The sequence below is a fragment of the Arthrobacter celericrescens genome (assembly GCF_003614925.1).
GTDB lineage: Bacteria > Actinomycetota > Actinomycetes > Actinomycetales > Micrococcaceae > Arthrobacter > Arthrobacter celericrescens.
The window spans coordinates 1-13,539 of record NZ_QYLP01000017.1 but is presented as its reverse complement, the minus strand read 5'-3'; the positions used below and the strand labels follow the sequence as shown (position 1 = coordinate 13,539).

Sequence of the window (13,539 nt, the reverse complement as noted above, 5' to 3'; positions counted from 1 at the left end):
CGGCCACCGCGGCATGCGGTGGCCGGCCTTCATCGAAGGGGTGGCTCAGGCGGTGGCGGGCTCGTCCGTCTGGGCGGTTCCGGCCGACCGGCGGGACGCGACCTTCTTGGCCTGCTTGACCAGCTCCGGCTCGCCCTGCCGCAGCCAGGCGTACAGCGGAGCGGCGATGAAGATCGTGGCCGCCGTACCGATCAGGATGCCCACGAAAAGTGCCAGGGACAGGTCCCGCAGGGTGCCCGCGCCGAGCAGTCCGGCGCCGATGAAGAGGATCGCCGCAACCGGCAGGACGGCGACCATCATGGTGTTGATGGAACGGACCAGGGTCTGGTTCACGGCGAGGTTCACCTCACCGGCAAACGTCCGGCGGGTGGAGGTGCCGATGTCCGAAGTGTTTTCGCGGATCTTGTCGAAAACCACCACGGTGTCGTACAGCGAGTAGCTCAGCACCGTCAGGAAGCCGATGATCGCCGACGGCGTCACTTCGAAGTCGCTGGCGGAGTACACGCCGGCGGTGATGACCATGGTGACCACCATGCCTGCGAGGGCGGACACGGACATCTTCCAGGTGCGGAAGTACAGGGCCATCAGGACGGCGGCCAGTCCGACGAACACGGCGAGGCCGATCAGCGCCTGCTTGGTGACGTCCTGGCCCCAGGTGGGGCCGATGAAGGTCGAGGTGACCTCGTTCTCGGTGACGCCGTAGGCGGAGGTGAGCCCCTCCTTGATCCGCAGGGTCTCGTCGTCGCTGAGCTTGTCGGTCTGGATCCGCATCGTGTTGCCGGCGACGTTCGCGACGCGCGGCACGGCGCCGGCGACGACGTCGTGCACGGCCTTCTCGCCCAAGGTCGAGTCGGTGGTCTTGACGTTCGACACGGTGAATTCGGAACCGCCGCGGAACTCGATGCCGAGGTTGAAGCCGCCCTTGACCGCCGGCAGGAAGATGGACACGGCCATCGCGACGACGGCGATCAGGAACCAGATCTTCTTGGTGCCGACGAAGTCGTACGAACGCTTCCCGGTGTAAAGCTCATTGCCGAAGCGTGCAAAGCTGCTGGTCATTACTTGCCTTCCTTGGTTCCGCCGGTCGAGCGGCTGCCCTTCGAAGATCCGGACAGTTCGCCCTGCTTCTCGGCGAGGCGGCGTTCGGCGATGGTCATGCGGCGTTCGGCCTCGGCGGCGGCACCGGTGTTACGCGCGCGCACGACGGCGGGCTTCTCCGTGGGCGTGCGGAGCCGCCCTGCGCCGCGGTACAGCGGGACCGCGCCGAGCCGTGCCGGGTCCAGCCCGGAGAACCGGTGGCCTTCGCCGAAGAACTTCGTTCGGGCCAGGACCTGCAGGGTGGGGTGCGTGAACATGAAGACCACGAGCAGGTCGGCCAAGGCTGTCAGGCCGAGGGTGAACGCGAAGCCGCGGACGTTGCCGACAGCCACGAAGTACAGCACCAGGGCGGCGAGGAGGTTGACGGCCTTGGAGGCCAGGACCGTGCGCTTGGCGCGCTTCCAGCCGTTCTCGACGGCAGAGACCAGTCCCTTGCCTTCGCGCAGTTCGTCGCGGATGCGCTCGAAGTAAACGATGAACGAGTCCGCCGTCTGGCCGATGGCGACGATGAGGCCCGCGACGCCGGCGAGGGACAGCCGGTAGTTCTCGGTCCAGCCAAGGATGGCGATGGCGAGGTAGGTCAGGCCGCCTGCCACGACGAGCGAGGCGATGGTGACGAGGCCGAGCGCGCGGTACTGGAACAGGGAGTACACCACCACGAGCAGCAGGCCGATGATGCCGGCCAGGAGGCCCAGCCGCAGCTGCTCGCCGCCGAGGGTCGCGGAGATCTGTTCTTCGGACTGGATGTCGAAGCTGATGGGGAGGGCACCGTAGCGCAGCTGGTCGGACAGGGCCTTGGCGGTCTGTTCGGTGAAGCTGCCGGTGATCTGCGGACGGCCGTCAGTGATGACGGCGAGCGAACGGGGCGCGGAGATGACCTGGTCGTCCAGGACGATGGCGAACTGGGCCTTGGGGTCGTTGCCGCCCTGCGCCTGGGATGCGACGTAGTACTGGTTGAGGCGCTCGGTGACCGCCTTGAAGGTCTTGGTGGCGGAATCGTTGAAGGTGATGTTCACGCCCCAGTCGTTCGTCACGGAACCCTGGGCGCCCTGGACCGGGCCGAAGGTGGAGGACGTGATGTCCTGGCCCTTCACCTCCACCGGGCCGAGGATGTACTTGACGGCCGGGGTCTGGGCCGTGGCCGGTTCACAGGTGACCAGTGGCTTGGCCGGGTCGGAGCGCTCCTGCTTGTCCTGGGACGGGTTGACGCAGTCCAGGGCTTCGAAGGCCTTGTAGACGTCGGCCGTGACCCAGTTGTTGTCGCTGGCGTTGGTGGGCGCCGCCGTCGGCTTGGGCAGGTCCGCCTCCTTGGCCCGCGAGGCAACGGGCACGGCAGCACCGTCCCCGGCCGCGATGACCGGGCGGAAGTTCATGTCGGCGGAGGCCTGGATCAAGGCACGGGTTTCCTTGGACGGCGTCCCCGGAAGGCTGACCACCACGTTGCGCCCGGACTGGGTGCTGATTTCGGCTTCGGCGACGCCGGAGCCGTCCACGCGCTGGCGGATGATCGCCACGGCCTGGTTCAGTTGGTCCTCGTTGATTTCCGAGGAGCCCTCGACCTTGGGCGCCAGGATCATCTGGGTACCGCCCTCGAGGTCCAGCGCGAGCTTCGGAGCCCAGCTCGCCTGGCCGGCGATGACACCGCCGCCAAGGACGGCGGTCAGTGCAGCGAAAATTGCGACAAGCCAGATCAGCACCCTGCGGGCTGGGTTCTTGCGGCCGGTTCGTGCCATGTTCGATCTTCCTGTTGTGACGGATCTACCGCCGGCCGTCACTTGTAAGCGCCGGCCGACGGCAGGTCATTGCCTTGGAACGTGTCCGCCCTGAAGAGGCGCAGGACTAGTTGTCCTTCTTGTCCTCACCGTTGAGGCGCTTGATGGACTCTTCCGGGGTCTCCGCGGAATCCACCACGGGGCCGGCCTGGGCCTGCTCTCCGAGGGAGGAAGCGTCGTCTGGGACCTCGACGGCGGCGGCCTCGGGGGCTTCGATGACCTTGGTCACGGCCTGGCGGTGCACGGTGGCGAGGTTTCCGGGGGACAGCTCGAGGACCACCTTGTTCTCGGCGTCATCCATCGACACGATGCGGCCGAACAGCCCGAAGCTGGTCATCACGTCCACGCCCGGGGCGAACTGGGACTGCAGCTTGGTCTGCTGCTCCCGGGCCTTCTTGTTGCGGCGGAACATCATGAAGATGAAGACGCCAAGAAGGACAAACAGCAGAATGTTCATTACATCCACGAGGAAGTTCCATTTCTTTGCATACGTTGAGGTTCACGGCATCGCTCCCCTGGCGGATCCGGAAGCAGGGAAATCCCCCGACAGGCCGGGCCGTGCGCCGCCGCACGGCGGGCATGACTCCATGGGCTCGAACGTGCCGAGCGTCATACCAGTCTAGGGGGAAAAGCTGGGAGCAGGGTTACAAACCGGATTCGATGGGCTGATCCGTGTTGTCGTCCGCACCGAAGAGTTCCAGCGGGTCCTGGCCGAACACGCCGGCCGGAACGGCGTAGCCAAGGTGGGTCCAGGCCGGGGCCAGCGCGATCCTCCCGCGCGGGGTGCGCCCCAGCAGGCCCTCGCGCACCAGGAAGGGTTCGGCGACGGTCTCGACGGTTTCGGGTTCTTCGCCGACGGCGATCGCGAGGGTGGAGAGCCCCACCGGACCGCCGTTGAACTTGGTGATGAGCGCGTCCAGGACCGAGCGGTCCAGGCGGTCCAGCCCGCGCTGGTCCACCTCATACATGTCCAGGGCGGCCGACGCCGAGCGGGCGTCGATCTGCTCGACGCCGTGCACCAGCGCCCAGTCGCGGACGCGGCGGAGCAGCCGGTTGGCGATACGGGGCGTTCCACGGGAACGTCCGGCGATTTCGCGGAAGCCCGCCGAATTCACCTTTAGATCGAGTAGGCCCGCGGAGCGCCGGAGGACCAGCTCGAGCTCCTCCACCGAGTAGAACTCCAGGTGCCCGGTGAAACCGAAGCGGTCACGCAGCGGCCCCGGGAGCAGGCCCGCGCGGGTGGTGGCACCCACCAGTGTGAAGGGCGGCAGTTCCAGCGGGATGGCCGTGGCACCGGCACCCTTGCCCACCACGATGTCCACCCGGAAGTCCTCCATGGCCATGTACAGCATTTCCTCTGCCGGCCGGGACATGCGGTGGATTTCGTCGAGGAACAGGACCTCGCCCTCGGACAGGGAAGACAGGATCGCGGCGAGGTCACCTGCGTGCTGGATGGCCGGGCCGCTGCTGATCCGCAGGGGCACGTTCATCTCGGCGGCAATGATCATCGAGAGAGTAGTCTTGCCGAGGCCGGGCGGGCCGGAAAGCAACACATGGTCTGCGCTTCGGCCGCGGATGCGTGAGGCTTCAAGGACCAGGGCGAGCTGCTTGCGCACGCGGTGCTGCCCGACGAAGTCGTGCAGGTTCTTCGGGCGGAGGGCCGCCTCGATGATGCGCTCTTCCGGCTCCTCGCCGCCGGAGACGAGGGAAGGCTCAGCCACGGCTGCCTACCCTGTTGCCCGCCCGCGCACCGTCCTGGCCGAGCCAGCGCAGCGTGGCGCGGAGGATCTGGGCGACGTCGCCGGCCTGGGCGAGGTCCGGGGAGTCGGCCATGGCCTTGTCGATGCTGCCGCCGGCGTCCTTCTCGGACCAGCCGAGGCTGGTCATCGCCGCCACCACCTGCGGCTTCCAGTCCGCCGCGGAAACGGCAGCCTGGACGGGGGCCGGGCCCGTGCCGTGCGGCACCAGCTTGCCGGACAATTCCAGGACGATCCGCCCGGCCACCTTCGGTCCGATGCCGGGGACCTTGGTGAACGCCTTGCCGTCCCCACTGTGCGCGGCCACCCGGATCGTTTCGGGATCGTGGACGGCCAGGACCGCCAGGGCCAGCCGCGGCCCGACCCCGCTGACACTGAGCAGGACCTCGAAAACCTCGCGTTCGTCGTCGTCGGCGAAGGCGAACAGCGTCAGGGAGTCTTCCCGGACGATCAGGGAGGTGAACAGCTTCGCTTCCTCGCCGACGTGCAGGCGGCTGAGGGTCTGCGGCGTGGCGAACACGGCCATTCCGGCGCCGTTGAGGTCGATGACTGCCGTGGAGAGACCCACGTGCGCCACCGTTCCGCGAAGAAAACTGATCAAAGCCGGCTCCTGAACTGAACTGCGTCACTGAACTACGTCGACCGACGTCGAACTGACTATCCGAACATATCTACGAATACCCTAGCAAGGGCAGGCGACATTCAGCGGCCGCGGCGCGCTTTCGCCTCGGCTTCGGCCCAGGCCCGTTGTGCCGGAGTCAGGGCGCTGCGGCCCGGTCCGGTGGTGGCGACGGCGGCTCCGCTCCCTGCCCGCCAGGCGTGCGTCACCGCCAGCGCGAGGGCGTCAGCCGCGTCGGCCGGGCGCGGCGGGGCGTCGAGGCGCAGGATCTTGGTGATGAGCTTGGTGACGGCGTCCTTGTTGGCACCGCCGCTGCCGGTCACGGCGGCCTTGACTTCCGACGGCGTGTGCAGCGCCACCGGGATGCCGCGGCGCGCGGCGGCAGCGATGACGACGCCGGAGGCCTGGGCCACGCCCATCACCGTGCTGACGTTGAGCTGCGAGAAGACGCGCTCCACGGCCATGACGTCCGGTTTGTGCAGGTCGAGCCATTCGTCGATCGCCTCGGCGATCACCAGCAGGCGACGGTCCAGTGTTTCATCAGGCGAAGTCCCCACGACGCCGACGGCGACCATGGTCGCCCGCCGGTTCCGTTCGACGTCGACCACTCCGATGCCGCAACGGGTAAGGCCCGGATCGACTCCCAATACGCGAAGAGTCAATTCCGGGCCTTCCTGTTGTTGCGTGCTGGAGCTCCAGCTTATTCGGCGTCGGGTTATTCGGCGTCGAGGGCCGCCTGGACCTCATCGGTCATGTCGGCGTTCGTGTAGACGTTCTGGACGTCGTCGAGCTCTTCGAGCGCGTCGACGAGTTTCAGGAACTTCTTGGCGCCGTCGAGGTCGAGCTGGACCTCCATGGACGGTACGAATTCGGCTTCGTCGCTTTCGTACTCGATGCCGGCCTCGGTGAGGGCGTCGCGGATGGCCTGCAGGTCGCCGGGCTCGGAGTGGATTTCCCAGTTGTCTCCGCTGTCCTTGACTTCCTCGGCACCGGCGTCCAGGACCGCCATGAGGATGTCGTCTTCGCCCAGATCGTTCTTCGGCAGGCTGACGACGCCCTTGCGGGTGAAGAGGTAGCTCACGGAACCCGGGTCGGCGATGGTGCCGCCATTGCGGGAGATCGCCAGGCGCACCTCGGAAGCCGCACGGTTCTTGTTGTCCGTCAGACATTCAATGAGCAGCGCCGAACCCTGCGGGCCGCGGGCTTCGTACATGATTTCGGTGTAGTCGACGACCTCGCCGGTAAGGCCGGCGCCGCGCTTGATGGCGCGGTCGATGTTGTCGTTGGGCACCGAGGTCTTCTTGGCCTTGGTGACAGCCAGTTCCAGGCCCGGGTTTCCGGCCAGGTCCGGGCCGCCCATGCGGGCAGCGACTTCGATGTTCTTGATCAGCTTGGCGAACGACTTTGCACGCTTCGCGTCAATGACGGCCTTCTTGTGCTTGGTGGTCGCCCATTTGGAGTGGCCTGACATACTCTTACGCTTCTCCTCTGATCATTCGAATGAAAAGTTCGTGGATGCGCTTCTCGCCCGTCACTTCCGGATGGAAGGAGGTGGCCAGCAGTTTGCCGGAGCGCACGGCAACAATTCTAGCCAACCCGTGCAAAGTGTCCGTGTGGCGTGCATGGTCCGGGTCCACCTGGGCCAGGATTTCGACCTCCGGGCCCACCCGTTCCACCCACGGGCCCCGGATGAACACGGCGTGCACGGGGTCCACGCCAGCCTCGCCTGCACTGAAGTCCAGGCCCTTGAAATCCAGGTCCGTTTCAAAGGATTCGCGCTGCCGGCCGAAGGCATTGCGGCGCACCGTGATGTCCAGGCCGCCGAAGCTTTGCTGCGGCCGGCCCTCGAGGTCCTTGGCCGGGTCCGCGATCTCGTTGGCCAGCAGAATCATGCCGGCGCAGGAGCCGTAGACCGGCATGCCGGCGGCGATCCGTTCCTTGATGGGCTCGGCGAGTTCGAAGATGCGGGACAGCTTGTCGATGGTGGTCGACTCGCCGCCGGGAATCACCAGGCCGTCGACGGCGGCCAGTTCAGAGGGGCGGCGGATGCCGACGGCGCGTGCGCCCACTGCTTCGAGGGCATGCAGGTGTTCGCGCACGTCGCCCTGCAGCGCGAGCACACCGACCAGCGGGGAGGAAATCTGCGGATTGTTCACCAGAACATTCTAGGGGTGGAGGGCGCGCGGGCCGTCCGCCGGGAAGCCCGCCGACGGTCAGCAAGTAGCATGGACAAGGATTCAGAGGACGATTGAAGAGGTAGGCACTATGTGCGGAATCGCCGGTTACCACGGTTTTGGGGAAGACGAAGCTCTGCTGAAGGTCATGAATGACTGCATCGAGCATCGCGGCCCCGACGGCGAGGGCTACTTCACCGAAGGAAACGTGGGACTCGCCCACCGCCGGCTGTCCATCATCGACGTCGCGCACGGCCAGGAGCCGATGATCAGCGCCGACGGCGCCACCGTGCTGGTCTACAACGGCGAGGTCTACAACTACCTGGAGCTCCGCGCCGAGCTCGAAGGCCTGGGCCGTGTTTTCCGCACCCAGTCGGACACCGAAGTGGTGCTGCAGTCCTACGAGCAGTGGGGCACCGAGGCGTTCGACCGCTTCAACGGCATGTTCGGCCTGGCCATCCTGGACAAGAAGAAGAACGTCACGGTCCTGGCCCGCGACCATTTCGGCATCAAGCCGGTGTACTGGGCCAACGCCGGCACGGAGGAAGCACCGAAGATCATTTTCGCCTCCGAGATCAAGCCCCTGCTGCAGAGCGGCAAGATCGAACGGAAGCCCAACGAGCGCATCCTGTACCGCTACCTCCAGTACCGCATCCACGACGACTCCGCCGAAACCTTCTTCGACGGCGTGTCCAAGCTGCAGCCCGGCGAGATGATGACCATCGACAACGCCACCGGCACGTACTCCATCAGCTGGTTCACCCGCCTGCGCGAAGAACTCGAAGAGCTGTCCAAGGTCAACCGGCCGTACACCCCGGAGGTCACCGAGGAGTACCGGATCCGCTTCACGGAGGCCATCCGCATGCGCCTGAAGTCCGAGGTTCCGCTCGGCTCGGCCCTTTCCGGCGGACTGGATTCCTCCGCGGTCGTGGTGACGATCAACAAGCTCATGCAGGAGAAGGCCGAAGCCACGGACTCCCTGGGCGCCAAGCAGAACACGTTCAGCGCCGTCTTCCCGAACTCCATCAACGACGAAGAGCACTACGCCGACGCCGCGATTGCCAAGTGCAGCGGCAACATCCAGGCGCACAAGATCCTGCCGACGCCGGATGGTTTCGCCGCGGACCTGGACGACTTCGTGCGCACCATGGAGGAACCCATCATCTCCTCGGGCCCGTACGCCCAGTATTGCGTGATGAAGGAAGCGTCCAAGCACGTGACCGTTCTGCTGGACGGCCAGGGCGCGGACGAGATGATGGCCGGCTACATCCCCTACTACTTCGCCTACCTGCGCCAGCTGAAGGCCAAGGGTGACTACAGGACCCTCCTGAAGGAAGCCACGTCCTCCCTGGATATCTTCTACCGCCTCGGCCGGTTCCGGCTGCAAAGCAAACTGACGGCGAAGAAGACCGTGGCCATGTCCTCCCTGCTGAACAAGTCCTTCACGGGCAAGTACAAGGGCGAAAGCTTCAGCAACATCCCGGACAACATGAAGCTGCGCCTGATCGACGACCTCTTCCATAAGTCGCTGCCCTCGCTGCTGCGCTATGAGGACAAGAACACCATGCGCTTCTCCCTGGAAGGCCGCGTGCCGTTCCTGGACAAGGAAGTGGTCAAGTTCCTCTTCAGCCTGTCCGATGAGGCCATCATCAAGGGCGGCTGGAACAAGCGGATCCTGCGCGACGCCACCCGCGGCCTGCTGCCGGAGAAGATCAGCAACCGCCGGAACAAGATCGGCTTCACCACTCCCGAGGCCGAGTGGTTCAAGCTGATGAAGGAGCGGCTGTACAAGATCTTCATGTCCAACTCCTTCGCCGAGCGCCCGTACTGGAACCGCGAGGCCGTCCTGACGGCGTTCGAGGAGTACCTCAACGACAAGAACGACGCCGACACCATGATCTTCTGGCGCCTGCTGAACGTCGAGCTGTGGTTCCGTGAGTTCATCGACACGAACGACACTCCGGCGGACGTGAAGGAGAACAAGAGCGACTACGAGGCAAACCCGGGCAAGGACCTGGACATTACCGTTCCCGAAGCCGCGGGCGGCGAGACGTTCCGCCGCTACCCGCTGCAGACCGGCGTGTTCAAGCGCGAAACTGACCTCGACCCGGAGGTCCTGTCCTACGTGAACCGCTTCTTCGACGGCCTGGACGCCGCCGACGAGGCAACCCGCAAGGCCGTCGCGTCGGCTCCGTGGTACTTGCTGGTGAGCGAGAAGATCGTGGCCATCACCCAGGGCCGCTCCTTCCCGGTGTGGGAAATCAAGGTCTCCCCGGCGGCGCGCGTGCTGAGCAAATTCGTCAAGCGGACCCCTGCCGGCATCGGCCTGGGCAGCCCATGGTCCATGCAGATCGCCATCAACGAGGTGGGCCTGCCGCTGATCGTGAAGGCCGCCGCCGCAAGCGTGGTGGGCAAGCTCCAGGGCAAGAGCGGCGTGTTCTACGACGTGGTCGGCCACAACATCAACGCGATCGACGGTGCCACGCCGTACAGCCTCGGCTCGTCCGCCAACTCGGTGAAGCTGGCCCCGAAGGACCCCGAGGCGGTTGCGCGCCGGATCAGCGCCCTGGTCCGGGAACGGGTCCCCGCTGAGTACGCCGCGAACTTCGCAGGCACCTCGATCATGGACGCCAACGACCTCGGCGTGGTGGCGATGGGCCACGACACCGACCTGCCCAAGGACACCATTCAGGCGATCTTCAAGGACAACCCGCAGGGCCAGGGCGCCCAGGCGACCCCCATGTCCCTCGTTTTCAAGCAGGGCTGAGTGTTCAAGCAGGGCTAAGCTCCAGGCCTCCAGGCTTTCCGTTCGCGCTGGGCCACACGGCCCATGAGCCTGGAGGCGCGGAGCAGCCGTGCGGCCTTGGGCGCGCGGAGGCGGGAGTACCGCTCGAGCAGCCCGACGACGTCGGCGCCCGGCTCCGCGGCTCCGCCCGCCAGGGCGGTCCGCACCAATGCCGTCAGCGCGGCGGCATCTTCCAGTCCGGCGCCGGCGCCCTGCCCGAGGTCGGGCGTCATGGCGTGTGCCGCGTCGCCTGCGAGGGCCACGCGGCCGCGGTGGAACACGGACAGCGGCCTGGCGAGGTCGTAGAGGTCGTGCCGCAGGACGTCTGCTTCGTCCGTACCGGCGATCAGCGCCCCCACTCCCGGATACCAGTCGGCGAATTCCAGGGCCGCGGCCTCCTTTTCCGAGGCCAGCCCCTCGGCGGCCGCCGTCCTGCCTTCGGCCTTCGTAGCAACGGCGAACCAGTAAACCCGTCCGTCCGCCAGCGGCACGGTGCCGAAGCGCTGGCGGCTGCCCCAGTCCTCGCCGGCCATCCCTCCGGTGTCCGCCCGGCCTCGGGTCACGCCGCGCCAGGCCGTGTAGCCGGCATACCGCAGGCCCGGGTCCAGTGACAGGAAACGCCGGGTCGCGCTGCGCAGGCCGTCGGCCGCCACCACAAGGTCCCAGGAACTCTGCTGCCCGTCCGCCGCGGTCAGCATGGCGCGGCGGTGCGGGCCGCCGTCGTCGTCCACTGTCACTGCGGTGTCCCAATGGATGGGGACCCCGCGGCAGGACTCCAGTAGGAACTCCCGCAGCGCGCTGCGGTGGAACATGCGCACTTTTGGCCGGGCCCAGGCCGGGAAGGGCAACACCACCTTTCCGTTGGGCCGGCGCATGACGGTCCGCACGCCGGCGCCGGGCCCGTGCGACAGCCGCTCGTAGCCGTCCGACAGGCCCAATGTGCGCATCGCCGCGCGGGAGTTCGGGAACAGCGAAATCCCGGCACCGGGAACCGAGTCCCGCGAGGAGCGCTCAAAGACCTCGACGGCGGCCCCCGCGTTTGCCAGGCCGGCCGCCGCTGCGAGTCCGGCGATTCCGCCGCCGATCACCGCGATCCTCAGTGCCCCGCGTTCCGTGGAATTGTCCGCCATAGGGCCAATTGTTGCACCTTGCGGAATCTGCCTTGTGAGCTGGACCGCACTCATGAAAGTGTTCCTTCATGACGATTTCCAGCAGCAATCCCCTGCTCACGCCCAGCGACCTTCCGTACCAGTTGCCGCCGTTCGCAACGATCGAGGACGGCCATTACGCGGAAGCCATCGAGGCCGGGCTGGCCGGCCAGCTTGCCGAAATCGAGGCAATCCTTGCCAACCCCGAAGCGGGCGACTTCGCGAACACCGCCGCCGCCATGGAACGCTCGGGCCAATTGCTTGGCCGTGCCGTCAATTCCTTCTTCACCCTGGTGTCGGCCGACGCGAGCGAGGCCATCCGGGAGCTGGAGACAGCCCTCATGCCCAAACTGACGGCGCACCGCGACGCGATCTACCTCAACAAGGCGCTGTACGAACGCTTCGCCGCGATCGATACTTCCGGCCTGGACGCCGAGTCCCGGCGACTGGTTGAGGAGTATCTGCGCGAGTTCCGGCAGTCAGGAATCCAGCTGGACGCGGCAGGCCAGGACCGCCTCCGGGAACTGAACGCGGAGCTCTCCCGCCTCGGCACGGAGTTCGGCCAGCGTACCAAGGAAGCGATGAAGGCTGCCGCAGTCCTGGTGGAGGACGCCGCGGACCTGGCCGGACTTCCGGAAGACGATATCGCCAGCGCCGCCGAGGCCGCGCGTGCGGCCGGCCAGGACGGGAAGTACCTGCTGACGCTGATCCAGCCCAGCAACCAGGCGGCGATGGCTTCGCTCGAAAACCGCGAGCTGCGGCGCCGCCTGTACGAGGCGTCCATCGCCCGGGGCACCGACGGCGGACCGCTGGACGTGCGTGAACTGGTTGTGTCCCTGGTCCGGCTGCGCGCCGAGAAGGCGGCCCTGCTGGGTTTCGCGAACTATGCCGAGCTGGTGGTCGAACGGCAGACGGCACCGGACTTCGCCGCCGTCGAGACCATGCTGAACCGCCTGGCACCAGCGGCTGTCCGCAACGCCGACGCCGAGGCCGCCGCGTTGGCGGAGAACGCAGGGCACCCGCTGGAAGCGTGGGACTGGGCCTTCTACTCCGCCAAGGTGCGGCGTGAACGGTACGAGGTGGACGAACAGGCGCTGCGGCCGTATTTCGAGTTGGACCGGGTGCTTACGGACGGTGTCTTTTTCGCGGCGAACCGCTTGTACGGCCTCGCCTTCCGGGAACGCGACGACCTCAAGGGCTACCACCCGGATGTGCGTGTCTGGGAAGTCTTCGACGCCGACGGTACCGGCCTGGGCCTGTTCCTGGGCGACTACTACACCCGGGACACCAAGCGTGGCGGGGCGTGGATGAATTCGTTGGTGGAACAGTCCGCCCTGCTCGACGCCAAGCCCGTGGTGATCAACACGCTGAACATCTCCAAGCCGCCGGCCGGGGAAGCAACGCTGCTGACCCTCGACGAAGTCCGCACCGTGTTCCACGAGTTCGGCCATGCCCTGCACGGGCTGCTGTCCGCCGTCACGTACCCGCGGTTCTCCGGGCCGGAAGTGCCGCGGGACTTCGTGGAGTACCCGTCGCAGGTCAATGAAATGTGGATCATGTGGCCGGAGGTGCTGGCCAACTATGCCCGCCACTACCGCACCGGTGAGCCGCTCCCCCACGAAACGGTCGCCCGGCTGGAGGAGTCCCGGCTGTGGGGCGAAGGCTTCGCCACCACCGAATACCTCGGAGCGGCGCTGCTGGACCTGGCCTGGCACGTGCTGGACGGGTCCGGCATCCCGGAGGACGTCCTCGCCTTCGAAGCCAAGGCCCTCGCCGCTGCCGGCGTGGCCCACGCGCTGATCCCGCCGCGCTACCGCACGGGCTATTTCCAGCACATCTTCGCCGGCGACGGCTATTCGGCCGGGTACTACTCCTACATCTGGAGCGAAGTCCTGGACGCCGACACCGTGGAATGGTTCAAGGAAAACGGCGGCCTCACCCGAGCCAACGGCGACACCTTCCGCACGGAACTCCTCTCCCGGGGAAACAGCCGGGACCCCCTGGACTCCTTCCGCGCCTTCCGAGGCCGGGACGCAGATATCACGCCCCTCCTAAAGCGCCGAGGCCTGGAGTAGGGACTCATCGATTGCTCCAGAAGTGTCGTTTTGGACGCCCATAACGACACCTACGGAGCAGTCGATCGAAAACGACGACGGCGGCCGGTCACCTTCGCGGGAAGGTGACCG

11 protein-coding genes are annotated in these 13,539 nt (G+C 66.6%); 2 read left to right on the top strand and 9 right to left on the bottom strand.

Going from position 1 to position 13,539, the window contains the following annotated elements; all coding sequences use genetic code 11:
• Positions 1-45: 45 nt before the first annotated feature.
• From secF to pdxT, 8 genes are all read right to left on the bottom strand, one after another.
• Positions 46-1,059: a protein translocase subunit SecF gene (secF, locus tag D3654_RS03275; RefSeq protein WP_120520105.1), complete on the bottom strand. Its 1,014-nt coding sequence runs from the start codon at positions 1,057-1,059 to the stop codon at positions 46-48.
• Positions 1,059-2,831, bottom strand: coding sequence for a protein translocase subunit SecD (secD, locus tag D3654_RS03270; protein ID WP_120520104.1), 1,773 nt, complete (start codon positions 2,829-2,831; stop codon positions 1,059-1,061). Before secD ends, secF begins: the two co-directional genes overlap by 1 nt.
• Positions 2,832-2,937: 106 nt before the next feature.
• Positions 2,938-3,327 (bottom strand): preprotein translocase subunit YajC, encoded by a 390-nt coding sequence (yajC, locus tag D3654_RS03265; protein WP_120520103.1) that lies wholly within the window; start codon positions 3,325-3,327, stop codon positions 2,938-2,940.
• Positions 3,328-3,514: 187 nt separating this feature from the next.
• Positions 3,515-4,591: a Holliday junction branch migration DNA helicase RuvB gene (ruvB, locus tag D3654_RS03260; RefSeq protein ID WP_120520102.1), complete on the bottom strand. Its 1,077-nt coding sequence runs from the start codon at positions 4,589-4,591 to the stop codon at positions 3,515-3,517.
• Positions 4,584-5,228, bottom strand: coding sequence for a Holliday junction branch migration protein RuvA (gene ruvA / locus D3654_RS03255; protein WP_120520101.1), 645 nt, complete (start codon positions 5,226-5,228; stop codon positions 4,584-4,586). The genes ruvB and ruvA overlap by 8 nt, the downstream gene beginning before the upstream one ends.
• 101 nt (positions 5,229-5,329) lie before the next feature.
• Positions 5,330-5,908, bottom strand: coding sequence for a crossover junction endodeoxyribonuclease RuvC (gene ruvC / locus D3654_RS03250; protein ID WP_120520100.1), 579 nt, complete (start codon positions 5,906-5,908; stop codon positions 5,330-5,332).
• 53 nt (positions 5,909-5,961) lie between these two features.
• Entirely contained in the window at positions 5,962-6,717 is a 756-nt protein-coding gene (locus D3654_RS03245; protein WP_120520099.1) for a YebC/PmpR family DNA-binding transcriptional regulator, read from the bottom strand.
• A gap of 4 nt (positions 6,718-6,721) precedes the next feature.
• Positions 6,722-7,402, bottom strand: coding sequence for a pyridoxal 5'-phosphate synthase glutaminase subunit PdxT (pdxT, locus tag D3654_RS03240; RefSeq protein ID WP_245413058.1), 681 nt, complete (start codon positions 7,400-7,402; stop codon positions 6,722-6,724).
• Between the two features lie 109 nt (positions 7,403-7,511).
• Between pdxT and asnB the strand changes: the two genes are divergently transcribed.
• Positions 7,512-10,187 carry an asparagine synthase (glutamine-hydrolyzing) gene (gene asnB, locus D3654_RS03235; protein WP_120520097.1) on the top strand — a complete coding sequence of 892 codons (2,676 nt, stop codon included), beginning with the start codon at positions 7,512-7,514 and terminating at the stop codon, positions 10,185-10,187.
• 14 nt (positions 10,188-10,201) lie between these two features.
• On the opposite strand, the gene D3654_RS03230 is transcribed toward asnB, so the two are convergent.
• A complete protein-coding gene (locus D3654_RS03230) occupies positions 10,202-11,335 on the bottom strand; it encodes an FAD-dependent monooxygenase (protein ID WP_162943601.1) in 1,134 nt (377 codons plus the stop codon).
• Positions 11,336-11,403: 68 nt separating this feature from the next.
• On the opposite strand from D3654_RS03230, the gene D3654_RS03225 reads away from it, so the two are divergent.
• Positions 11,404-13,428, top strand: coding sequence for a M3 family metallopeptidase (locus D3654_RS03225; RefSeq protein ID WP_120520095.1), 2,025 nt, complete (start codon positions 11,404-11,406; stop codon positions 13,426-13,428).
• Positions 13,429-13,539: the final 111 nt, after the last annotated feature.

Excerpts from the sequence above, each read along its gene's own strand:
- D3654_RS03230 (WP_162943601.1), bottom strand. The coding sequence starts at position 11,335 with ATGGCGGACAATTCCACGGAACGCGGGGCACTGAGGATCGCGGTGATC.
- D3654_RS03225 (WP_120520095.1), top strand. The coding sequence starts at position 11,404 with ATGACGATTTCCAGCAGCAATCCCCTGCTCACGCCCAGCGACCTTCCG.
- secF (WP_120520105.1), bottom strand. The coding sequence starts at position 1,059 with ATGACCAGCAGCTTTGCACGCTTCGGCAATGAGCTTTACACCGGGAAG.
- yajC (WP_120520103.1), bottom strand. The coding sequence starts at position 3,327 with ATGAACATTCTGCTGTTTGTCCTTCTTGGCGTCTTCATCTTCATGATG.
- secD (WP_120520104.1), bottom strand. The coding sequence starts at position 2,831 with ATGGCACGAACCGGCCGCAAGAACCCAGCCCGCAGGGTGCTGATCTGG.
- D3654_RS03245 (WP_120520099.1), bottom strand. The coding sequence starts at position 6,717 with ATGTCAGGCCACTCCAAATGGGCGACCACCAAGCACAAGAAGGCCGTC.
- asnB (WP_120520097.1), top strand. The coding sequence starts at position 7,512 with ATGTGCGGAATCGCCGGTTACCACGGTTTTGGGGAAGACGAAGCTCTG.